Genomic DNA, 22850 nt, shown 5'->3' on the forward strand with positions numbered 1-22850 from the left:
TCACGCAATAGCAACGCGGCGAAACCAAAACGTCATTTCGGGAATCCACGGCAACATGCGCCTTGTCCACCTGCTCACTGCAACTGCGCTCGTCGCCACGCCGCTCGCCGCGCAACAGGCGCCTGCCCCCGACTTCGCCCGGATCGTGGACGAAGGCACGCATCAGAGCCAGGTGATGACGCTAGCACAGCACATGACCGACGTGATCGGCCCGCGCCTGACCAATTCCCCCGCGATGCGGCAGGCAGAGGACTGGGCCGTCGCCAGGTTCCGCGACATGGGCCTGTCGAACGCGCGCAAGGAGGGATTCGATTTCGGGCGCGGATGGTCGATCGAGCGGTCCAGCGTGCGGATGGTTACGCCGCGTGCGATCCAGCTTACCGCCATTCCCATCGCATGGACTCCGCCGACCCAAGGCATGGTGAGCGCGCCCATCGTCGTCGCGCCGATGACGAAGCAGGAACATTTCGCGGCATGGCGCGGCAAGCTGGCGGGCAAGATCGTGCTGATTTCCGCACCGGGCAACGCGAAGGAGCCGGGAGAGGCTGCTTTCAAGCGCCTGTCGGGCGAAGACCTCGCCAAACTCGACACGTTTCGGGAGCCGACCTTCGATCCCCAGCGCATCCGCACCCGCGAACCGGGCCTGACGTTCGAGGACGATCTGGATGCATTTCTGAAAGCCGAAGGGGCGCTGGCCTTTGCGCGCATCTCCTATCGCGACAACAAGCTGTTGCACGGCGAGGGCTATATGCACCGCACCGGCGCGTCGCTGCCCGGCGTCGAGATCGCGGCCGAGGATTACCGACGGCTGGCGCGCCTCGCCGCCATTGGCCCTGCGCCGACGCTGGAAATCCTGAGCGACGTGAAGTTCGACGACAGCGACCCCCAGGCATATAACATCCTCGCCGACATTCCCGGCACCGACGCCGGGGCGGGCTATGTCATGGCAGGCGCGCATTTCGACAGCTGGGTCGCGGGCGACGGCGCCACCGACAATGCCGCCGGTTCGGCGATGGTGATGGAAGCTGCCCGCATCCTGAAAGCGATCGGCGTGCGGCCAAAGCGCACGATCCGCTTCGCCCTGTGGAACGGAGAGGAGCAGTCGCTCTACGGCAGCATTGCCTATATCGAGAAATATCTGGCGCGCCGCCCGGCACCCGCCGCGCCGCAGAATTCCGACCAGAATTATTACGGCCAGGCCGAACGCTTCCCCGTCACGCCGCTGCCCGGCTATCGCAACCTTGCCGCGTATTTCAACATCGACAACGGTTCGGGCAAGCTGCGGGGCATCTATGCCGAGAACAACGCCGCCGCCGTGCCGATCCTGCGCGAATGGCTGGCGCCCTTTGCGCCCATGGGTGCGGGCGATGTCGTGTTCGGGCGCACCGGCGGCACCGACCATCAATTCATGGCCGCGATCGGCCTGCCCGCGTTCCAGTTCATTCAGGACCCTCTGGACTATTCCAGCGTCACCCATCATTCGGGCGCCGACACCTTCGACCATCTGAAGGGGCCGGACATGCGACAGGGTGCAATGGTGCTGGCGTGGATGCTGCTGAAGGCCGCGAATGCCGAACAGCCGCTGCCGCGCAATCCCGTGCCCCGCCAGCCGCTGCCGACCGATCCGTTTCAGACCCCCGACCCCAATGCCGAGTAAGCGATAACATCATGGCCCGACGCGGACATCGCCCTTCCCAGGCCCCCGGCAACCGGCCCCGTTTCTGGGGCCGTCACGCCGTGCTGGCGGCACTCGCCAATCCCGAGCGGCAGGTCCGCAAGCTGTGGGGCACGCGTGAAGCGCTGGCCAATCTTGACCTGCCGCCCGTGCTGCCCATCACCTATGCCGACGTGGCCGATCTGGGGCGCCTGGTGCCGTCGGACGCGCCGCATCAGGGCATGGTGATCGAGGTCGATCCGCTGGACGACCTGTGGCTGGGCGAAGTGCTGGAACGCGGGGCCGATGATCGCCGTCCGATCGTCATCCTCGATCAGGTGACCGACCCGCACAATGTCGGCGCGGTGCTGCGGTCGGCCGCGGCGTTCGACGCGCTGGCGATCGTGACGCAGGACCGGCACGCCCCGCCCGAAAGCGGCGCGCTGGCAAAGGCTGCGTCTGGCGCACTGGAAATCGTGCCGTGGGTCCGCGTCGTCAATCTGGCGCGCGCGATGGAAGAGATCGCGGAGGCCGGTTACTGGCGCGTCGGCCTGACCGGCCACACCCAGACGCCACTCAACGAGGCGCTGGGCAGCGGGCGCATCGCGCTGGTGCTGGGCGCCGAGGGCGAGGGGATGCGCCAGAACACCGCCGCACATTGCGACGTTCTGGCGCGACTGCCCATCAGCCCGCGCGTCGAGAGCCTGAACGTGTCAAATGCTGCGGCAATCGCGCTCTACGCCGTCGCAACACAAGGCTGAGGCGGATCAGTCCTCCTCGGCGATCCGCACGCGCAGCCCGTCGAGCGCGGCGGTGAACTGAAGCTGGCACGACAGGCGCGAGCTTTCGTTGCGATCCGACGATGCGTCGAGCAGGTCATCCTCATCCTCGCTCATCGCGGGCAGCCGGTCGACAAAGGCGGAGTCGACATGAACGTGGCACGTCGCGCATGAACAGCACCCGCCGCACAGCGCCAGCAATTCGTCAAAGCCGTTGTCGCGAATGACCTCCATAACCGACAGGCCCACTTCGCCCTCGACGGCGCGCTCTTCTCCACCACGGGTAACGACGATAAGCTGGGGCATTGGTTTCTCCTGCGATCGGGCGGCAAATGCAGCGCCGGCGCGCGACTTTCAAGGGATGCTGGAATGGGATTGAGCGCGGAACAGTTGCGCGACGACCTGAACGCGCTGGCCGCGATCGAACCCGCCATTGCTGCGGCAATCGGGCGTGTCGGCTATCCCGAACCGCGCATCCGCGACCGGGGTGTCGCCACGCTGTTGCGAACGATTGTCGGGCAACAGGTCAGCTACAAGGCCGCCGATGCGGTCTGGTTGCGGCTGGAGGCGGCACTTGGCGACGCCGCCGACACCGCCGCATGGGTCGCCGCCAGCGACGAAACGCTGCGCGCCGCCGGCCTGTCGCGCCAGAAAATGGGTTATGCCCGCAGCCTTGCCGGGCTGGTGCAGTCAGGCGAACTCGACCTCGCCAACCTGCCTGCCGACGACGAAGCGGCGGTGACCGAACTGGTCAAGGTCAAGGGCATCGGTCGCTGGTCGGCGGAAATCTACCTGCTGTTCGCAGAGGGCCGCCGAGACATCTGGCCGGCGGGCGACCTCGCCGTCCAGATCGAGGTCGGCCGCATCATGGACCTGCCCGAACGCCCCTCCGAAGCCGCCACACGCGAGATCGCCGAACCCTGGCGACCGTATCGGGGCGCGGCCGCCATCTTCACCTGGCACCATTATCGCAGCGACATGGGCGTGATCTAACCCGCAAAGCTCCGCGGATCACCACCGATCCGGCCGCCCGGATCATCCATCGCGGCAATCGCCTGCATGTCGGCGTCGTCCAGCGTCACCTTCGCCGCAGCCAGATTGTCGCGTGCGTGGTCTTCGTCTGACGCCTTGGGGATGACCGAGAGGCCAAGCGCCAGATGCCACGCCAGTATCACCTGCGCGGGGCTGACACCATGCTTCTCCGCGATGGCGACAATGCGCGCGTCTTTCATCGTCGCGCCCTGCCCAAGCGGACTCCAGCTTTGCGTGACGATGCCGCGTTTGGCGTGAAAGGCGCGGGCCTCGGCCTGCTGGAAATGGGGATGCAGTTCGATCTGGTTGACGGCGGGCACGACGCCGGTTGCGTCGATAATGCGATCCAGATGTTCCGGCAGGAAATTGGAAACGCCGATCGACTTGACCTTGCCTGCGTCGCGCAATTCGATCAGCCGTTTCCAGGCACCGAGATACTGGTCGTTTTGCGGCACCGGCCAGTGGATCAGATACAGGTCGACGAAATCTCGCCCCAGCAGCGCCAAGCTTTCATCCAGCGCCGCTTCCGGGTCGCCCTGCCGGTCATTCCACAACTTGGTGGTCAGGAACACGTCCTCAACGCCCGACAGCCCCTCTCCCACACCGCGCTCATTGCGATAGATCGCGGCGGTGTCGATCAGGCGATAACCCATGTCGAACGCCTTGCGGACGATCAGCGCAGCGGTGGCCTCGGCGATCTGCCACGTTCCGAAACCCAATGCGGGCATATGGCGGCCGTCATTCAGCTCGATCATCGTTGATCCTGTGGCGATTGAGATACGCGACCCCAATGCATCAGGCGGCGCTTTGTTGCCGCGCGGCCCATTCACGTCGCGCGCAGTGCGCGGAGCCTGACCCCGATCGTCCGGTTTCGCTTTCAAGTGTCATGGTTCGGCATTACACTTGGGCGAACTGGAGGGACCGATGGGCATTCTCGATTTTCTGAAAAAGCAGTTCGTCGACGTCATCGACTGGGTGGAGGCGCCGGGCGACCTGGCGATCCGCTATCCCATGCAGGACCGCGAAATCCAGAACGGAGCGGTCTTGACCGTGCGTGAGGGGCAGGTCGCGTTCTTCTATAATGAAGGACAGATGGCCGACGCGTTCGGTCCGGGCCAGCACACGCTGAATACCGCCAACCTGCCGCTGATGACCGCGCTGCAAAACTGGGACAAGGGCTTCCAGTCGCCGTTCAAGGCCGATGTGCTGTTCTTTTCGCAAAAGGAGCAGGCGGGCCTGAAATGGGGCACGTCGCAGCCAGTGACGGTGCGCGACAAGGAGTTCGGCCCGCTCCGCATCCGCGCCTTTGGCGGCTACAGCTTCCGCGTGGAGGAACCGCCGGTGTTCCAGGCCAAGCTGATGGGCACGCTGGAACGCGTGCGCGTCGGCGATGTCGAGGGACAGTTGCGCTCCGCCATCGCGACGCAACTGGCGACCTCGCTCGGCCGCAGCGAGTTCGGCTTTGTCGACATGGCCGCCGATCAGGCCGCGATGTCGGAACGGCTGCGCGAAATGGTGCAGCCCGCCTTCACGCAATGGGGTCTCAGCTGCCAGACCTTCTTTGTCGAAAGCCTGTCGCTGCCCGACGAGGTGCAGAAATATCTCGACAAGGCATCGTCGATGCGGGTCGTCGGCGACCTCGACCGCTTCGTGAAGTTCCAGAGCGCCGATGCCATCGAGAAGGCGGCCGGTGCCGAGGGCGGCGTTGCCGGCATGGGCGTCGGCGCCGGTGCGGGCATGGCGCTGGGACAGGCAATGGCGGCGGGGCTGGGCGGCGGCAACACCGCCAGCGGCGCGGGCACCGTTGCCGGGGCGGCCGGCGGCGATGACCCCTATGTCCAGATCGAAAAGCTGCACAAGCTGCTGAGCATCGGCGCGATCAGCCAGAGCGATTTCGACGCCAAAAAGGCCGAACTGCTCGGCCGCATCCGTTAAGGGGAAGCCCCTTCCGCACGTGCGGAAGGGGCCGGGGCCGCATGTCATGTTGACTTTATCCTGCCCCAATTGCGGGGCGCCCGTCACGTTCCGGTCGGCCGCGCTGCCGACGCGGGTTTGCGACAACTGCCGGTCGATGCTGGTCCGCAGCGACGATGGCGTCGGCATCGCCGGGGAACAGGCCGCCCTGCCCTTTGACGTCAGCCCGATTCAGATCGGCACGCGCGGGCGGTTTGCGGATCGCGCGTTCGAGGTAATCGGCCGCGTGCGCTGGTCATGGGACGACGGGTCGTGGAACGAATGGCTTTGCCTGTTCGAGGGCGATCGCCACGGCTGGCTGGGCGATGCGATGGGTCAGTTCATGATGACCTTCGAACGGCCGCTGGACGGCATCGGCTCGGACGAACTCAACCGCATCGCGCGCGGCAGCCCCGCCATCCCCGGCCGCCGCGCGGTGGTCGAGGGTCAGGAAATGACGATCGCCGACGCGCGCGACGTGACCTGCATCGCCGCTGAGGGCGAATTGCCGTTCACAGCACCACCGGGCTGGGCGATCTATTCGGTCGATCTGCGCGCGCCCGACGGCCGCCTCGCCAGCCTGCAGAGGAAGGGCGATCAGGCATGGTTCTATGACGGGCGCTATGTGACGCTGGCCGAGTTGAAGGCAACCGGGCTGCGCGCGATCGAGGGCTGGACGATGCCGCAATATGGCTGACGCGCCCGCCGCCACCGCGCTTTCCTGCCCCAATTGCGGCGGCACGATCACGCTGCGCGCCGCCGGTCATTCGGTGACGGTCGCGTGCGAATATTGCGCCAGCATTCTGGATGTCAGCCAGCCAGAAGTGCGTCTGGTCACGCGCCACCACGAAAAGACGGCCCGGTTGGCCATTCCGCTCGGCGCGCGGGGCACGCTGGACGGCGTCGAGTGGGAAATGGTCGGCTGGATGGCGCGCAGCGACAGCGGCTATCCGTGGCAGGAATTCCTCCTGTTCAATCCCTATCACGGGTATCGCTGGCTGATCGAACAGCGCGGCGGTTGGAGCCTGGGCGAACAGTTGACGGTGACGCCGACCGGCGGATCAAACGGCCTGACCGTCGATGGGGAAACATATCAACCCTTTTTCGCCAACGGCACCGCGCGTGTCGATGATGTGGTGGGCGAGTTTTACTGGCGCGTCCGACGCGGTGACACGGTTCGCACCGATGACTGGGTGCGCCCCGGCAGCATGTTGTCGCGCGAGGCGGATGACCGCGAAGTCAGCTGGTCCCGCTCACGCTGGTTGCCGCAATCGGTTGTCGTGCGCGCATTCGGCGTCACCGCCCATGGCCGCCCGTCGCCGCCGCTGCCGCATCAGCCATCGCCTGCGCGACCGTTCCTGAAATCGGCGATGGTCATTGCCACGCTGACCATCGCCGCCCTGGTCGTCGCCGCGATCGTGAGTGCGGGCGGCCGGACACTGTGGCAGGGGTCGGCCGATATCGCCGCCGATGGACGCGATCAGCAGATCACCGTCGGGCCGGTCGAACTTACCCGCCCGAAACAGCGGGTGCGCGTCGAGGCGGAAGTGCCCGCCTTGGCGAACGGCTGGGTCGACATGAACTATACGCTGGTCGATCGCAGCAATCAGGCGAGCTTCACCGCTTCCAAGACGGCCGAGCGATATTCGGGTCGCGATTCCGAGGGCGCCTGGAGCGAGGGATCGCGCCGCGCCAGCGCCGATTTCGCTGCCCTGCCCGCGGGCAGCTATGACCTGATCGTGGATTATAAGGGCAACAAGTGGGTCGACCCCGCGCGCGCGGGCGGCGGCTCCGGTTTCTGGAGCAATGCGCCGGCCGATGACGGCCAGCCCGACTGGCGCCGCGACGGTCCCACGCCGCGCGTCGAGATCGCGGTCGTCGCCCGCGGGGGCACCAGCGGCGGCGTATTCTTCGTCATGTTGCTGCTCATTCTCGCGCCGCTGGGCGTGGGCCTGCTGATCCACGCGCAGTTCGAACATGCCCGCCGCGCCGAAAGCGATTTCGCGCCCGTGAGTGATGAGGATTAAGCCCCATGCGAACCAGCAGCTTTCTCTACGCGCTGTGGTGCCTCGGCATGGTCGGGCTGTTCATGCTGGCAAGCGCCAATGCCTGGTCGCCCTTTGCCGACGGACGGCGCGGCGCACGCGGCAGCAGCGGCGGCGGCGTCATCTTCATCGGCGGCCCGAACCATAAATAAGGGGATTTTCAGATGGTCACGTCACTCGCAACCTTCCTCAACACCCTGCTCTACGCCGGGGTCGGCATTTTCGTTTTCCTCGTCGGATTTTTCATCCTCGACAAGCTGACGCCGGGAAAATTGTGGGCCGAGATTCACGACCAGCGCAATATCGGCGTCGCCATCGTCGCCGGCGCGATGGCGCTGGGCCTGGCGATCATCGTCGCCGCGGCAATTCATGGCTGACAGCGACCCGGCGGCAGCGCGAAAGGTCACGGCACCGGCGGGCGCGCTGCTCGTCTCGGCCTTTGTCGTCGCGACCTGTGGCCTGGTCTATGAACTGCTTGCCTCCACCATCGCCAGCTATCTGCTGGGCGACAGCGTTACCCAATTCTCGACCGTCATCGGCACCTATCTGTTCGCGATGGGGATCGGCAGCTGGTGCTCACGCTATGTGAAGCGCGGCGAGTTGCGGCTGTTCGTCCGCACCGAGTTGCTGATCGCGGTGATCGGCGGATCGTCGGCAGCGCTGTTGTTCATGCTGTTCCCGCTGGTCGAGCATTTCCGCATCGCGCTGTATGCCATCGTGCTGGCGATCGGATTTCTGGTCGGGCTGGAAATCCCGCTGCTGATCCGCATCCTGAAAGACTTCGATTTCCGGGAAACGGTCTCCAGCGTCCTGACCTTCGACTATGTCGGCGCGCTGGCGGCGTCGCTGTTGTTCCCGCTGGTGCTGATGCCGCATCTGGGCATGATCCGCACCGGCTTTGCCTTTGGCATCGCCAACGCCGCCGTCGCGCTCGCGCTGCTGCTGGCGCTGCCGCGCGGGCGGCGTATGCGGGGTGAGGTGGTGGCCGCCGTGCTGATCCTGATCGGCCTGTCGGGCGGCATGGTCGCCGCTGACGGCCTGCAACGCTGGGGCGAACAGGCAGGCTATGGGGAGCCGGTGGTCTATGCGCGGTCCAGCCGCTTCCAGCGGATCGTGCTGACCCGCCGGGGTGACGATCTGCGCCTGTATCTGAACGGCAATCTGCAATTCTCGTCGCGCGACGAATATCGCTATCACGAGGCGCTGGTGCATCCAGCCCTTGGCCGGGTGGCCGATCCGGCACGCGTGCTCATCATGGGCGGCGGCGACGGGCTGGCCGCGCGCGAGGTGTTTCGCCATCCCGGCGTGCGACAGGTGACGCTGGTCGACCTTGACCCCGAAATGACCGCGCTGTTCCGCGACACGCCGTCGCTGGCATCGCTGAACGGCGGCGCGTTGGCCGATGCGCGCATGACCGTCATCAACGCGGATGCCTTTCGCTGGGCGCGCGAGGCGACCGGCCAATATGACGCGATCGTCGTCGATTTCCCCGATCCGGTCGATTATTCGGTCGGCAAGCTATACACCGATAATTTCTATGCCCAGGTGCGTCGCCTGCTGGCGCCGGGCGGGATGATGGTGGTGCAGTCAACGTCGCCGCTGATCGCGCCCGATGCGTATTGGACCGTGGCGACGACGCTGGAGTCGGTGGGTTTCACGACGCGCGGCTATCACGCTTATGTGCCCAGTTTCGGCGAATGGGGCTTTACGCTGGCGTCGCTGGCGCCGATCCCGGCCGGCGCGCGCTTTCCCGATGGGCGGTTCCTGACCGCCGCCACCGAAGCGCCGCTGTTCGCCTTTCCCCCCGACATGGCGCGCCGCCCGGTCGAAGTGAACCGGCTGGACAACCAGTCGCTGGTGCGCGTGTTCGATGCCGCATGGGGCCGGTATGAAGGCTGACCGGCGCACCGCCATTGCCCTCGGGGCGGGCGCCGTGGCGACAGCGGGTGGCGGCGCGGCCATCGCCTTTCGCAGCACGCCCCTGCCCCCCGGCCCGGTCGAGGGCGCAACGCCGTCACGGGGGCACCGATTGCGGCAGGGTGATTTTCCCGCCCCGGCCCGCACCGAACGCGCGGGGATCGTCATCATCGGCGGCGGCATTGCCGGGCTGGCGGCCGGATGGACGCTTGCCGAAGCAGGCTTCACCGATTTCCGCCTGCTGGAAATTGAGGATGCGCCCGGCGGCAATGCCCGCAGCGGCGCGAATGCGGTATCCGACTATCCGCTCGGCGCGCATTACCTGCCCATTCCCAATCGCGAAGCGGTGGCGCTGCGGCGGATGCTGGCGCGGCTGGGCGTCATCACGGGGGAAGCCGACGGCCTGCCCGTCTATGACCCGGCACAGCTTTGCGCCGACCTTCAGGAACGGCTGCTCTGGCGGGGTCGCTGGCAGGAAGGGCTGGTGCCGACGACCGGCCTGACGCCACAGGACCGCACCGACCTGGCCCGGTTCGATACGCTGATGGCCGATGCCCGCCGGGCTATCGGCCGCGACGGCCGCCCCGCCTTTGCCACGCCGATCGCCTATAGCTCGCGCGACCCGGATTGGCTGGCGCTTGACCAGCAGAGTTTTGCCGCATGGCTGGATGCGCGCGGGCTGACATCCCCTCTGCTTCGCGCGCATGTCCGCTATGCGATGCGCGACGATTACGGGACCGAGCCGGATGCCGCATCGGCATGGGCGGGGGTGCATTATTTCGCCGGGCGACGCGGTCATGCGGCTGCGGGCGTGGCCGACAATGTGCTGACCTGGCCCGGCGGCAACGGGCATCTGGCGCAAGCAATGGCGACACGATTCCCCGATCGGATCGCCACTGGCCGGATCGTCCACCGCGTGATGCGGGAGGATGGCGGTGCCGTCATCGACAGTTTCGACATTGCAAAGGGCACGACCACGCGCATCCATGCCGACGCCGCCATATTGGCGACACCGCTGTTCATCACCTCGCGGCTTTGCGGCGAACCCGGCGACGTTTCGGCCTGCACCTATGCCCCCTGGCTCGTCGCCAATGTGACGGTCGCTCGGCCCCCGCGCGGGCCGGGCGTGCCGCTGGCGTGGGACAATGTGTCTTCGACCAGCGATTCGCTGGGTTATGTCGTGGCTACGCATCAGTCGCGCGCATTGCCCGGCGAGACGGTGCTCAGCTGGTATATGCCGCTATCGGACATGACTCCGGCGGTCGGGCGCTGCCTGCTGCTGGAGCGGTCCGCCGACGAATGGAAACGTATCGTTCGCGACGACCTGTTGACGATGCACCCCGATCTTGAGATCCGCGAGATCGCCCTGTCGCGCTGGGGCCATGCGATGATCCGGCCGACGCCGGGCTATATCTGGCAGAGGCGGCAGGGCTTCACGCCGCCGCCGCCGCCGCTCTATCTGGCGCATAGCGATCTGTCGGGGCTGTCGCTGTTCGAGGAAGCGCACTGGCAGGGATGCCGCGCGGCGGAGGGTGCGATGGCGCTTATCGGCCACGCGCATGAGGCGCTGACATGACGCCGCCACCCTATGACGGCGTGCACCTGATCGCCGACCTGACCGGCTGCACGGGGCTGGACGACGTGGCGCTGATCGAGCGCGCGTTACGCGCCGCGGCGTCGGCGGCGGGGGCGACATTGATCGAGCTTCGCCTGCACGCCTTTGGTCCCGGACAGGGCGTGACGGGCATGGCGCTGCTCGCTGAATCGCATATCTCGATCCATAGCTGGCCGGAACATGGCTATGCAGCGGTCGATATTTTCGTCTGCGGGCGCCGCTGCGACCCCCATGCCGCGCTGACGACGCTTGCGGATATGCTGCACGGTTCGGCGCAGCATATCCGCAGCATCAAGCGCGGCTTCGGTCTCGATCAGTCGGCGCCGACCAACTGGCGATAGGCGTCCTGCAATGCCGCCGCCGTATAGGGTCGCGCGATCAGGACCGCTCGGCTATCGCTGTCGACCGGATGCCCCTCACCCGCGATCAACAGCGGCAGGTCGCTCGACAAAGCGCGCAATTCGGCGATCATCTCGCCGCCAAGCGCCGCATCGACCACGGCAAAGCGGTAATCGCCCCGCGCGGCGCGCATCCTGCCCAATGCTTCCGCCGCCGTCGCCGCTGCATCGACCGCGACGCCCGATGCCGCCAGCGCCTCGGTCGCCAGTGCCCGGATGCCAGCATCCTGCTCACACACCAGCACCCGCGCCGACCGTCCCCGGTCGAGCACGTCGCGCGCCGCGCGCGCCAGCGTCTCGAAACTGAAAGGCTTGGCAACCATCTCAACGCCGGGGTCCAGCCGCCCGCCATGCATGATCGTGTTGCGGGTATAGCCCGACGTGTAGAGAACCCGCAGCGACGGCTGCTCGGCGCGCGCCGCATCCGCCAGTTCGCGACCTGACATGCCCGGCATCACGACGTCGGTGAACAACAGATCGACCGGCTGATCCTGCCGGGACAACAGCCGGAGCGCGGAGGGACCGTCATGCGCCTCGAGCACGCGGTAGCCCAGTTCGCGCAGGCACTCGACGGTATAGGCGCGGACATCGTCGTCATCCTCGCACACCAGCACGGTTTCGCGACGGCGGCTGACCTCCAGCCCCTGCACGATCGCCGGTTCCGCGTCGTTTTCAACTGCGGCGACCAATCGAGGCAGGTAGATGCGGATGGTCGTGCCCTGTTCGGCTTCGGAATAGATTTTCACATGGCCGCCGGACTGCTTGACGAAGCCATAGACCATCGACAGGCCAAGTCCGGTGCCCTTGCCCACCTCCTTGGTGGTGAAAAACGGCTCGAACGCGCGTTCGGCCTGTTCGCGCGTCATGCCGATGCCCGTGTCGGTCACGGCGATCATGACATAGGGACCGGGCGCAACCTCTGCATGTTGCGCGCTGTAACGCTCGTCCAGCACGGCATTGGCCGTTTCGATCGTCAGCCGTCCGCCATCGGGCATTGCATCGCGTGAATTGACGGCCAAGTTCAGGATCGCGCTTTCAAGCTGATGCGGATCGGCCTCGACACGCCACAGACCGGGCGCGCTGACGGTTTCGGTGCGGATCGTCTCGCCCAGCGCGCGCGCCAGCAGGTCGGCCATCGACGCGATCAGGCGGTCGACATCGATCGGTTTCGGTGCCAGCGGCTGGCGCCGGGAAAAGGCAAGCAGGCGCTGCGTCAGCGTCGCGGCCCGCTCCGCCCCCTTCATCGCGCCATCCAGTGCACGCTGCGCGCGAATGTCGCCGACATTCGCAGCGGTCAGCGCACGTTGGGCAATGCCGATATTACCCGTCACGATCGTCAGCAAATTGTTGAAATCATGCGCGATGCCGCCGGTCAGTTGCCCGACCGCTTCCATTTTCTGCGCCTGACGCAGCGCTTCTTCCGCCAGCATCAGCTTTTGCGTGCGTTCCTCGACCCGATCCTCCAGCGTCGCGGTCAATGCGCGCAATTCATCGCGCGTGGTTTTCAGGTCGTGAATGTCGGTGCAGGTGCCGAACCAGCGCGTGATCCGTCCGCTTTCGTCCCGCACGCATTTCGCGCGCCCCAGCACCCAGCGATATTCGCCGGAGCGATGGCGGAGCCGGTATTCGATTTCATATGGCTCGCCCGTGTCCAGGCTCTGGCGCCATAATTCCCATGCGCGCGGCTGATCGTCGGGGTGAAAAATCGCGTTCCACCCTTCCCCATCGGTTGAACCGTCGGCGACGCCCGTAAACTCATACCAGCGCGCATTGTAATAATCGTGATGTCCATCGGGCAGCGTCGTCCAGATCATCTGATCGATCGAATTGTTGATCGCCTCCAGCCGGCTTTCGCTTTCCGCCAGCGCCGCCTCGGCAGCGGCGCGGACGGCGATTTCGCGCTGCTGCGCTTCGAACAGTCTGGCATTGTCGATCGCGACCGCCGCCTGCGCGGCCAGGCCGATGACCAGCCGTTCGGCTCGTGCGTCAAAGCGGCAAGGTTCGGGATGGCCCAGCAATAGCCCGCCCAGCACGTCGCCGCTGCGGCCGACCACCGGCACCGCCAGATAGCTGCGGACGGGCAAGTGACGCGGCGGCATTCCGTTATGCGGATCGAACCGGCCATAACGGGGATCGACCATGATATCGTCGGACCGCACGATTTCGTTGGCAAAGGTCGGCGCGAACACCGGCGTGGCGCGCGGATGCCCCAGCCGCTCGAAATCCTCCCGCCGCGCGCCCGACAGGGTAAACAGGCCCAGCCGTTCGCCGCTCTCGTCATAAAGATTATGGAAATAGGCGGCATAGGCCGCATCGGTCAGCGCGCGCGCGGCATCACAAACCTGCTGGATCACGCCTTCGCTATCGAGGTCCGAAAACAGCGACGTGGTCCGCTGCGAAAAGGTCTCGAGCAAATCGGGTTCGAACTGCGGCAGCGGCATCGGTTCAATCACAATCGGGACGTATCTTGATTGAGGTTAAGCAAGCAATGCATTTCCATCATATCGGATTGCATAACCAGCATTTAGACGAGGTGAACAGCATCCGCCTTTCGACGATCATCGGGCAACAAAGGTTTTGATCGCCGACAGATCCTCGACAAACCGCCGATATTCGGTTGCGGCGCGTTCCCCATCCTCGATCCGCAGCAGAAAACTGGGATGAACGGTAACAAAGCCATCCGACCCATCGGGGAGTGAAAACACCCTCCCCCGCTCACGCGAAATGGTCACTGTTCGACCGATCAGGGAACGGGCCGCCGTCGCACCCAGCGCAACGGTCAAACGCGGGGTCAGCAGCATTCGTTCCTGCTCGATCCACCATCGGCACGCCTCGATCTCTCCGGCATCGGGCTTGGCGTGGATGCGTCGCTTGCCGCGCGGCTCAAACTTGAAGTGCTTGACGGCATTGGTCACATAGGCGGTCGACCGATCGATCCCGGCATCCGCCAGTGCCCGGTCGAACAATTGTCCGGCCGGGCCGACAAAGGGGCGCCCGGCCTGATCCTCCTGATCGCCCGGTTGCTCCCCCACGAACATCAATCGCGCATCGAGCGGACCTTCGCCGAACACCGTCTGCGTTGCCATGCGGTGCAGCGAACAGCGCGTGCAACCCGCGGCCTCCTGTTTGAGCGCCGCCCATGCCGCATCGATATTCCCGCCCGTGCTGGCGCGCGCCGTTTCGATCATCGCCGTTTCCCGCGCCCGCGCACCCGCGATCAGTTCGCCGACCAAAGCGGTTTCGGGCATGTTCTTCCAGTATTTGCGCGGCATTTCGCGCAACATCGCCCCGACCTTCAGCCGCGCGGGATTGAAGATCGACGCGTAATAGGTCTTCCACACCGCCTCGACCGGATCGCCGTCGGGCGCATCGGCGGCGGTCGCCCCCGGTCCTTCGCACAAAGTCCCGCCATCCCAGTGCAGCGACACTTCCGGCGTCAGGATCGACCAGCCCATGGTGTTGAAGCGGTTGACGAAAAAGGCCGCGTTCGCGCGGACGATATGGTGGTCAGGCTCGAACCACGCGACAAAGCGCTCGCCACCATCGTCCGTCACCTCGCGGAAACGAAGAAAGGCGCGCATCTTGTGGATATCACGCCGGACCGCTTTCGCCATTTCGTCCAGCTTGCGCCGCAGCGGATCGGCGCGGTCGTCGATCAGTCTCGGCTGATCGATCAGGCGCACGAGCATCGCGTAAAGCATCGCGAACCGCTGACGATCCGAATGCAGGACCACGTCGCGGGCCAGATCGACAAAGGCGCGCGGGACGCGAAACGCAGCGTCCGGCGCGGCCGGAACGGGGGGTTCATTGCCACCGTCCGCGAACAGGTCATCGGCATGGCCCGCAACTTGCCAGATCACCCGGTCGGCGGGCACCCGCTCCATCGCGAGCGCCCGCGCCGCATGCCGCCAGCCGTCGAAATCGTCAGGGGCGGCAAGATGCGCGACGCGGATGCCCATTTTGGCGATCCGATCAATCGCGATCGTCGCCGGGTTCGCTATCCTCAGCCAGTTCCAGCTCGCGCGGCTTGCGCTTCTCAAAAACCTCGGCCAGCTGCGAAACCTCTTCATCCCCCAGTTCATCGGCGGCGGCGGGGAACATGTCTTCCTCCTCCTCGTCGATATGATGCTCATAACGATGGCGCATTTCGTCGAACTTCGACTTCCATTCGTCGGACGTGACATCGAGATCGGCCATCTCATCGAAGAAATCGTCGATCTCCTTGTGCTCGGCCACCGAATGCCGGGCTTCGTCGCGCAGATCGGGCTTGGCAAGCATCGTGGCGTAAAGCGACTCTTCCTCGGCCGCGGCATGGGCGGTCACTTCCACGCGAAACGTCTCGAACAGCTCCTCGCGCGCTTCGGCTTTGGCCGAATCGATCTGTTTCAACAGCTTGCGGTGCTGGTCATGGTCATTCTTCAGGTCGGCGAAAATGCGGGCGTCGGCCATGTTCAATTCTCCAGATGATCGACGCCACAACCCCCCGCTGCTGTCGTCGTTTCAACTGCGAACCGCTCTCATGGCGCGAACAGCTCCAGTTGCTCCTGTTTCGGGGCGACCATGGTTTTCAGGTCGGCACGATCGATCAGCGCCACCGGGCGCCAGCCATCGGCGACGATGAACGGCCGGATCTTCGCCACCGACACCGTAAGCCGCGCCACGTCGTCAAGCGCCAGTCGCCGCCACCGCCGGGCCGAAAGGATCGCATTCACCGCCTTCACGCCCAAACCCGGCACGCGCAAAAGGTCCTCACGCGGCGCGCGGTTCACATCGACGGGAAAGCGGTCGCGAAACTTCAACGCCCAGGCGAGCTTGGGATCGATATCCAGCGGCAACATGCCGGTTCCGGGATCGACGGCGGCGGCGACTTCGACCGGGGAATAATCGTAAAAGCGCATCAGCCAGTCCGATTGATACAGCCGGTGCTCCCGCATCATAGGCGGTCGTTGCAGCGGCAGCACCGCGCTTGCCTCAGGGATCGGGCTGAACGCCGAATAATAGACCCGGCGCAGGCTGTAGCGGTCGTAAAGCGTCGCCGCGCGCCCCACGATATCGCGATCCGTCGCGGCATCGGCGCCGACGATCATCTGCGTTGACTGCCCCGCCGGCGCGAAACGGGGGGCCGAGCGATAGCGTTTGCGGGCGTCGGCCGTATCGATGATCGCCGACTTCATCGCGCCCATCGCGCCCTCGATCCGGGTTGCCGACTTTTCCGGCGCAAGTCGTTGCAGACCCGGCACCGTCGGCAACTCGACATTGATCGACACGCGGTCGGCATGTGTCCCGGCCAGGCGGGCCAGTTCGGGATCCGCATCCGGTATGGTTTTCAGGTGGATGTAACCGCGGAACTGATGATCCTCGCGAAGCGATCGCGCGACCTCGACAATCTGCTCCATCGTATAATCGGGTGAACGGATGATGCCCGACGACAGGAACAGCCCCTCGATATAGTTGCGCTTATAGAAGCTGAGCGTCAGCGCGACGACTTCCTGCGCGGTGAATCGCGCGCGTCGGACGTTCGAGCTTTTGCGATTGATGCAGTAATGACAGTCGAAAATGCAGCTGTTGGTCAGCAGGATCTTGAGCAGACTGATGCACCGGCCATCGGGAGCATAGGCATGACAAATGCCCATCCCCTCGGTCGAACCGATCCCCTTGCCGCCCGCCGAATTGCGTTTGGTCGTGCCCGACGACGCGCAGGACGCGTCATATTTCGCCGCATCTGCAAGGATTTCGAGCTTTTCACGAACATCGAGCTGCGCCATATGTTCGATATATGTTCGCATCGCGCGACTGTCGAGCAATTGCGACCAACAAACCGGCCAGCGTCAACAATGCGACGATCGCCCAGATCACAAGGCCCATCCACGGGTTTAGACCGAACCATTCATTCGCGATCGTGCGAAGATAGCCGGGCGCGAACCTTGCGCGCCATACGCCGTCGACCAAGGCGTTCTGGGCGCTCCACGGGGCGGTGATTTCAGCCGATGCGATCGTCATGTTGATCGCGACGCTTGCCGCCAACAGGCAGGCGAGCATGGCGCGCGCCACCTGCCCGGCAGATGCCCAAACGAACGGCAACATCAGCGACAGGAATGCGACCGCGGGCATCGCGTGGCGCGGCCCGGTCGTATTGCCGCCGTCCCAATAGACATAGGATGCATTATAGAGGAACGCACCCACTGCTCCCGTCAGCGCCAGCAGCGCCACGTCCCGCGCCCCGCCCCGCCATGCCGCAACCAGCCCCGGCGCCGCCGCGATCAGGACCGGCGCCGCCCACAATATGCCGCGCCGCGTGCCCCACAGGATTTCGCCGAGCACCGTCAGATGCGGATAGGTCAGGCCGAACAGCCCCTGTTCCATCCCCTCCCAACCGACCACACCTTCATAGCCCAGACGGAACGGCTCCCCGAAAGCGATCATGTTATAGACAAGCAGCGGCAGCAGCGCCGCCGCCGCCGCGATCGTCGCATCGGCAGCGGCGCGGATCGCGTCGGCGGGCGACAGCACGCGCATCCGCCACAACGTCCAGCACCCGACCGGCACCGCGAACAGCAGCGCGCTGTGTTCGATCAGCAACGCCAGCCCCAGCGACCCGCCCGCCATCAACGCGTCGGCCCGGCCACGATCGGCACTGGTCCCCTTGAGCACAAAATGCACCGCGATCACCAGCAGCGATGCAACCGCCGCGTGGCCGAACAAGGTCGTGGCCCAGCCCCATAATGGCGTGCCCAGCGCGAACGCCAGTCCCGCAAATGCGCCCGCCGCGACACTGCCGGTCACGCGCCGACCGATATCCATAAGGGCCACCGCAGCAAGCGCGAGCAAGGTGGCGTTGATGAATGCGGCGGCGACCCATTGCCGCAGCTTGATGTAATGGTCGAAAGCCTTGTCTTGCGTCGTCAGCACCTTTCCCGTCGACCGGTCGCCGGTGATGCTATTGGTCAACGCGACCAGCGGCACGGCAAGCAGGGTGATGCCGGGCGGTTTGTCGAGGTAGAAATGCGGACCGAAGCGCGCCTTGTCGATGGTCAGATGCTCGAATTGGTCGATCGTGGCGTCACGTTCCTCGACCAGTGAAATCGCGGCGAACACCCGCACCGCGCTGTTGGGATTCCAGTGCCACGATCCGAACCACGCCGCCGATATCCAGACCAACGCGAACATCAGGAGCGGCGCGATTCGGTTCATCCCCCTTCGCTAGCGAAAAACATCACGGGCCGCCAACTTGGCATGGTGCACCGCAACATTAGCGCGTAGAGAGAAGGATATGAAAATCACTCCCGCCTTTCCTTATGCCGCCTGGGCCACGCTCGGCACCGAAACCTGGATGCTGGGATTCGAGGCTGCCGGCGTCATCGCGGCCCGGATGCACGGTTTTGCCTGGTCCAAGCCGGGTTCCGATCGTGAAGCCACGCGGATGGTCGAGGAAAAGCTGCACGCGCTCGCCGAACTGCAATGGGCGATGATGACCGGCGCAATGGGCACGACGCCGCTGGCAATTTCCCAGAAGACGGTCGACCTGTATCGCAAGAAGGTCGGCGCCAACCGACGCCGCCTTTCGCGATAACGCGGTCAGTCGTCCAGCACGTTCTCCGCATCGCGACGCGCGCGTCGATCGATCTTGTTGTTGCGCGCTGCCTGACCGAAACAGCCGGTCGCACCGCCGATACCCACCGCCGAGCAGCTGCCGATACCCGAATCGCCGGCATTCAGCGTCTGTTCCTGACGCACGGCCCAGGCCTGATTTTCGGGCGTGATTTCAAGTTCGCGCAGTTCCTGCGGAATGCGGAAGCGCTCCGCTTCACTCTTGCGAACGCAGACGACGATCTCCTCACCATCGGCATTGGTAGGGCAACGGTCATTGCCATAGATATAAAGGACGCCGTTCTGCATGGCGTTCTGCGCCGAGGCTGCCGACGGCGCCAGTGACGCGCCGGCCATTCCCGCTGCGGCCATCAGGATAAACTTAAAAGACATCAACCTTCTCCTACCGCAGGGAACGCGCCAGATGGCGGCCGGTGCCGTGAACCCGTATCAAATCCGCTTGGAAACCGCGATGGCGACACGACAGCCCGCCCGGATCAGGGCACTCATCACCGGATAGCCGGGCGCCTGCTCCGCCCCGGCGGCAAGCGCTGCTTCCTTGTGCTCCAGCTCCTCGGCCTGAAACTCGCGGACATGCGCGGACAAGTCGGGATCGCCGTCGCCCAGTTCGGCGAGTTGATCCTCATAATGCTTGTCGATCTCGGTTTCGACCGCGGCCGTGCACGCCATCGCCGCTTCCGGCCCGATCGCCGCCGTCACCGCGCCCAGCGCAAAGCCCGCGACGTTCCAGAACGGCTGGATCAGCGTCGGCCGCACCCCGCGCTCAACGATCTGCCGGTCGAAATAGGCGCGGTGCCGTTCCTCCTGCTGCGCCATGCCCGCAATCTCGGCGGCGTGCGGGCCACGGTCGCCCAAAATCGCGAGCTGCCCGGCATAGATACGCGTGGCGCCATATTCGCCGGCTTGGTCAACGCGGATCATCGACGCCACAGGTTCGCGCCGGTCGCCCGGACGCCAGCGGGTTTTCAGGTTCGTCGTCATCGCCTCTGCCTTTTCCATGCCAACGCCAAGATGGCGATGACACCGCCCAGCGAGAAGATGGCATTGAACCCGGCCAGCGAAATACCGCCAAGCGACCATTGCGCCACGTCACAGCGAATCAGCGGACGCGACAGGATATCGGCCAGCAGGTCGCCGCCCCGCGTGGGCGGCGCGGTGCAGGCGGTGATGCCGTTCCACCAATGATATTCGACCCCGGCATGGAACACGCCGATCGCCCCGCTGATCGCGATGGCCAGCGCCGCCAGCGTCACCAGCAATCGCCGGGCGGCACGCCCGGGCACGACGAACGCCAGCCCTGCAGGCATCAATGCGGCATAATGCGGCCAGCGTTGCCAGTGGCACATCTCGCACGGATACAGGCCGCCCAGATATTGCGAACCCAACGCCCCCGCCAGCAACGCCACAGGCAGGCAAAGGGCCAGCGCCCGCGCCGTCGACAGGTCGCGCATCGCGACGATCAGCGCCGTGCCGCCGGACGCGCGGCCGACGCCAGTTGCTGCGGCGATGCCAACCGCGCGATGGTCTTTACCGCATAATCGAGCTGAAAGTCCTCGACACCCTGTTTCTCAAGCTGTTCGGCAGTGGCGTCAAAGCGGGGATCGGTCTTGGCGTCCTCCTCCAGCACCTTGTTGTCGACCTTGGCCTCGTTGATAAGATGCCGGCGCAGATCCGCTTCCCGGAAGACGGGGCGGCTCTTGTAATCCTCGTCCGACAATTGCGGCACCGACAGGTCGGGTTCGATCCCGCCTTCCTGCACCGAACGGCCCGACGGCGTGAAATAACGCGCGGTTGTCAGCCGCAGCGCGTTGGAGGGCCCCAGTTGCAGCAACGTCTGGACCGACCCCTTGCCGAAGGTGCGCTCCCCCATGACGATCGCACGGTGATGGTCCTGCAACGCACCTGCCACGATTTCGCTGGCGGAGGCCGTCCCCGCATCGACCAGCACGATCATCGGCAGCCCGCCGGCAAGATCGCCGGGCCGCGCATAATAACGTTCGATATCCACCTTTTCGCGGCCGCGCTGCGACACGATCTCGCCGCGTTCGAGGAACGCGTCCGACACTTCGATCGCCTGGGTCAGCAACCCGCCGCCGTTCGAACGAAGGTCCACGATATAACCGGTGGGTTTACGCCCCAGCGACTTTTCGATGGCCATCACCGCCGCGCGGGTATCGGCGCCGGTCGATGCGCTGAAGGTGTTGATGTTGATGATGCCGACGCCGTTCTTGACTTCCCACTTGACCGGCTTCTGCACGATGATCTCGCGCGCCATGGTCAGCTCAAGCGGCTTGTCGCGGCCGGGGCGGACGACAGTGATCGTCACCTTGGTGCCCGGCGGGCCACGCATATCCTCAATCGCCTCGTCCAGCGCCTCGCCAAAGATGAGCTGGCCGTTGATATGCGTGATATAGTCGCCGGCCTTCACTCCGGCGCGGAACGCCGGCGTATCCTCGGTCGGGGCGATCACCTTGACCGCGCCGTCCTCCTGCGTGACGGTCAGGCCCAGGCCGCCATAATTGCCCTCGGTCTGGATCCGCATATTCTCGAAATCGAGCGCGTCGACATAGGCGCTGTGCGGGTCGAGCGCCGCCAGCATCCCCTGGATCGCGCCCTTGACCAGCGTTTTGTCGTCGACCTTGTCGACATACTCGCCCTTCACGCGGTTATAGACGTCCATGAACAGGTCCAGCTCGCGATAGCTGTTGCTGTCGACCTGCGCCATTGCGCCGGTCGCCAGCGGCACCAATGCGACGGCTGCGGTGGCTGCAAGGGCCTGGAGCATCGGGCGGGCCATCAAACGCTTGTCCTTTCGAATACGCAACATGGCGCAAGATAGCGGCAAGTCGCGTGCCAGGCAAAGCACGCTTGCGAATATATCGTGTGTCAGCGCAGCATTGCCACCAGATCGAACGGCACGCCGCGCCGCCGCAGCTCGACCGTGATCCGCGCGCCCTCATCCAGCCCCGCCCGCCCGACCGGCAGGCCGGCGCCCACCACGTCGCCGCGCTCGACCTGAACCCGCGCAAGTCCCGCCAGCAAGCTGGTCCAGCCATCGCCGTGATCGAGGATGACGACATTTTCGTAAGTCCCGAAGGGCCGGGCAAACACCACTTTCCCCGGCGCCGGAGCGACCACGACCGCATCCGGTGCCGCCGCGATCGTCAGCCCGCGCGCCCGGATGCCGTTTTCGCTGACTTCACCAAGGCCGATTACGATACGCCCCCTGACCGGCAGGCGATAGGGCGGCGCGCCGGGTATCGCATCGGCTTCGGCGCCGGGCCGCGGCAGTGGCGTGTCGAGCGCCATCAACCGTCCGCGCACATCCTGTGCAGCTTCGGTCTGCTCGATCCGTTCGACGATTTCGCGCGCTTCCTCGCCCAGCGCGATGGCTCGATCCGATTCATACATCGCCCCGCGCGCCAGTGACCGGGAACGCAACCGGCTCTCGGCCTCAAGCTCGACCAGCCGCAGCCGCTGTGCTTCCAGCCGGGCGCGGCCATCGCGCAAACTGGCCGCCGCCAGCCGCGCGCCCTCGCGCAACTGTCTGGTGCGTTCGACCTCGGTTCGCACGGCGGCGCTGCGCGCTTGCACGACCGGCCCGATCGATGCGAGCAGCGCACGCACATGCACCGCATCGCGCGCCGATCCCGGCTGCAACAACGCCAGCGAAGCGGGGCGCCGCGCCAGTGCCTGAAGCGCCGCGACCAGCCGCACGGTCGGCGCGCGCTGTGCCGCCAGCCGCTCTCGCTGCCTCGACAAGGCGGCATCGACCAGCGCGATCCGGGCACGCGCGGCGGCGATGTCGGCTTCCGCCGCCTCCGCGCGCGCGGCGACGGCCGCCTGTTC

The 22850-nt window shown here is 65.6% G+C and carries 24 protein-coding genes; 12 read left to right on the plus strand and 12 right to left on the minus strand.

The genetic code is table 11. The features are described 5' to 3' along the window. Window positions 1-55: 55 nt before the first annotated feature. Together VL973_RS04015 and VL973_RS04020 are read left to right on the plus strand one after the other, a co-directional pair. Window positions 56-1657, plus strand: coding sequence for a M20/M25/M40 family metallo-hydrolase (locus VL973_RS04015; protein ID WP_325282738.1), 1602 nt, complete (start codon window positions 56-58; stop codon window positions 1655-1657). Window positions 1658-1668: 11 nt separating this feature from the next. After that, window positions 1669-2415: a TrmH family RNA methyltransferase gene (locus tag VL973_RS04020; RefSeq protein WP_325282739.1), complete on the plus strand. Its 747-nt coding sequence runs from the start codon at window positions 1669-1671 to the stop codon at window positions 2413-2415. Between the two features lie 6 nt (window positions 2416-2421). On the opposite strand, the gene VL973_RS04025 is transcribed toward VL973_RS04020, so the two are convergent. After that, on the minus strand, window positions 2422-2739 hold the full coding sequence (locus tag VL973_RS04025; protein WP_325282740.1) for a 2Fe-2S iron-sulfur cluster-binding protein: 318 nt from the start codon (window positions 2737-2739) through the stop codon (window positions 2422-2424). A 63-nt stretch (window positions 2740-2802) separates the two neighbouring features. Here VL973_RS04025 and VL973_RS04030 point away from each other — a divergent pair, with 63 nt between their 5' ends. Continuing rightward, on the plus strand, window positions 2803-3426 hold the full coding sequence (locus tag VL973_RS04030; protein ID WP_325282741.1) for a DNA-3-methyladenine glycosylase family protein: 624 nt from the start codon (window positions 2803-2805) through the stop codon (window positions 3424-3426). Here the strand turns inward: VL973_RS04030 and VL973_RS04035 are convergent. Then, a complete protein-coding gene (locus VL973_RS04035) occupies window positions 3423-4220 on the minus strand; it encodes an aldo/keto reductase (protein ID WP_325282742.1) in 798 nt (265 codons plus the stop codon). The genes VL973_RS04030 and VL973_RS04035 overlap by 4 nt on opposite strands. Before the next feature lie 169 nt (window positions 4221-4389). On the opposite strand from VL973_RS04035, the gene VL973_RS04040 reads away from it, so the two are divergent. From VL973_RS04040 to speD, 8 genes are all read left to right on the plus strand, one after another. Next, window positions 4390-5400, plus strand: coding sequence for an SPFH domain-containing protein (locus VL973_RS04040; protein ID WP_325282743.1), 1011 nt, complete (start codon window positions 4390-4392; stop codon window positions 5398-5400). Window positions 5401-5536: 136 nt separating this feature from the next. Further along, the gene (locus VL973_RS04045) at window positions 5537-6115 is read left to right on the plus strand and encodes a DUF4178 domain-containing protein (RefSeq protein ID WP_325282744.1); all 579 of its coding nucleotides are present in this window, start codon (window positions 5537-5539) and stop codon (window positions 6113-6115) included. Then, window positions 6108-7445: a DUF4178 domain-containing protein gene (locus VL973_RS04050; protein ID WP_325282745.1), complete on the plus strand. Its 1338-nt coding sequence runs from the start codon at window positions 6108-6110 to the stop codon at window positions 7443-7445. Before VL973_RS04045 ends, VL973_RS04050 begins: the two co-directional genes overlap by 8 nt. A gap of 5 nt (window positions 7446-7450) precedes the next feature. Further along, a complete protein-coding gene (locus VL973_RS04055; RefSeq protein ID WP_325282746.1) occupies window positions 7451-7615 on the plus strand; it encodes a hypothetical protein in 165 nt (54 codons plus the stop codon). A 12-nt stretch (window positions 7616-7627) separates the two neighbouring features. After that, complete coding sequence (locus VL973_RS04060; RefSeq protein WP_096341679.1) at window positions 7628-7840, plus strand: DUF350 domain-containing protein; 213 nt, start codon at window positions 7628-7630, stop codon at window positions 7838-7840. Next, on the plus strand, window positions 7833-9362 hold the full coding sequence (locus VL973_RS04065) for a polyamine aminopropyltransferase (protein ID WP_325282747.1): 1530 nt from the start codon (window positions 7833-7835) through the stop codon (window positions 9360-9362). The genes VL973_RS04060 and VL973_RS04065 overlap by 8 nt, the downstream gene beginning before the upstream one ends. Beyond that, entirely contained in the window at window positions 9352-10956 is a 1605-nt protein-coding gene (locus VL973_RS04070; protein ID WP_325282748.1) for an FAD-dependent oxidoreductase, read from the plus strand. Before VL973_RS04065 ends, VL973_RS04070 begins: the two co-directional genes overlap by 11 nt. Further along, a complete protein-coding gene (gene speD, locus VL973_RS04075; RefSeq protein ID WP_325282749.1) occupies window positions 10953-11336 on the plus strand; it encodes an adenosylmethionine decarboxylase in 384 nt (127 codons plus the stop codon). The genes VL973_RS04070 and speD overlap by 4 nt, the downstream gene beginning before the upstream one ends. Here the strand turns inward: speD and VL973_RS04080 are convergent. The 5 genes from VL973_RS04080 to VL973_RS04100 all read right to left on the minus strand — a co-directional run bounded on the left by VL973_RS04080 (window position 11309) and on the right by VL973_RS04100 (window position 18584). Next, window positions 11309-13834, minus strand: a complete 2526-nt coding sequence (locus VL973_RS04080) for a hybrid sensor histidine kinase/response regulator (protein ID WP_325282750.1) — start codon at window positions 13832-13834, stop codon at window positions 11309-11311. The genes speD and VL973_RS04080 overlap by 28 nt on opposite strands. A gap of 117 nt (window positions 13835-13951) precedes the next feature. Then, entirely contained in the window at window positions 13952-15346 is a 1395-nt protein-coding gene (locus VL973_RS04085; RefSeq protein ID WP_325282760.1) for a UdgX family uracil-DNA binding protein, read from the minus strand. Window positions 15347-15365: 19 nt separating this feature from the next. Then, window positions 15366-15842 (minus strand): hemerythrin domain-containing protein, encoded by a 477-nt coding sequence (locus tag VL973_RS04090; protein ID WP_325282751.1) that lies wholly within the window; start codon window positions 15840-15842, stop codon window positions 15366-15368. A 68-nt stretch (window positions 15843-15910) separates the two neighbouring features. Further along, window positions 15911-17158 (minus strand): putative DNA modification/repair radical SAM protein, encoded by a 1248-nt coding sequence (locus VL973_RS04095; protein WP_325282761.1) that lies wholly within the window; start codon window positions 17156-17158, stop codon window positions 15911-15913. Then, entirely contained in the window at window positions 17136-18584 is a 1449-nt protein-coding gene (locus tag VL973_RS04100) for a hypothetical protein (protein WP_325282752.1), read from the minus strand. Before VL973_RS04100 ends, VL973_RS04095 begins: the two co-directional genes overlap by 23 nt. Before the next feature lie 79 nt (window positions 18585-18663). Here VL973_RS04100 and VL973_RS04105 point away from each other — a divergent pair, with 79 nt between their 5' ends. Next, entirely contained in the window at window positions 18664-18963 is a 300-nt protein-coding gene (locus tag VL973_RS04105) for a hypothetical protein (protein ID WP_325282753.1), read from the plus strand. A 5-nt stretch (window positions 18964-18968) separates the two neighbouring features. Here the strand turns inward: VL973_RS04105 and VL973_RS04110 are convergent, their stop codons facing one another. The 5 genes from VL973_RS04110 to VL973_RS04130 form a co-directional block, all read right to left on the minus strand. Beyond that, complete coding sequence (locus tag VL973_RS04110) at window positions 18969-19373, minus strand: hypothetical protein (RefSeq protein ID WP_325282754.1); 405 nt, start codon at window positions 19371-19373, stop codon at window positions 18969-18971. Window positions 19374-19430: 57 nt separating this feature from the next. Further along, window positions 19431-19982: a demethoxyubiquinone hydroxylase family protein gene (locus VL973_RS04115; RefSeq protein WP_325282755.1), complete on the minus strand. Its 552-nt coding sequence runs from the start codon at window positions 19980-19982 to the stop codon at window positions 19431-19433. Continuing rightward, window positions 19979-20452 (minus strand): disulfide bond formation protein B, encoded by a 474-nt coding sequence (locus VL973_RS04120; RefSeq protein WP_325282756.1) that lies wholly within the window; start codon window positions 20450-20452, stop codon window positions 19979-19981. The genes VL973_RS04115 and VL973_RS04120 overlap by 4 nt, the downstream gene beginning before the upstream one ends. Window positions 20453-20460: 8 nt before the next feature. Continuing rightward, window positions 20461-21798: a S41 family peptidase gene (locus VL973_RS04125; protein ID WP_325282757.1), complete on the minus strand. Its 1338-nt coding sequence runs from the start codon at window positions 21796-21798 to the stop codon at window positions 20461-20463. Between the two features lie 89 nt (window positions 21799-21887). After that, a partial coding sequence (locus VL973_RS04130; protein ID WP_325282758.1) for a murein hydrolase activator EnvC family protein occupies window positions 21888-22850 on the minus strand: 963 nt, incomplete at its 5' end.

This window comes from Sphingomonas sp. (assembly GCF_035490575.1).
Taxonomy (GTDB): Bacteria; Pseudomonadota; Alphaproteobacteria; order Sphingomonadales; family Sphingomonadaceae; genus Sphingomonas.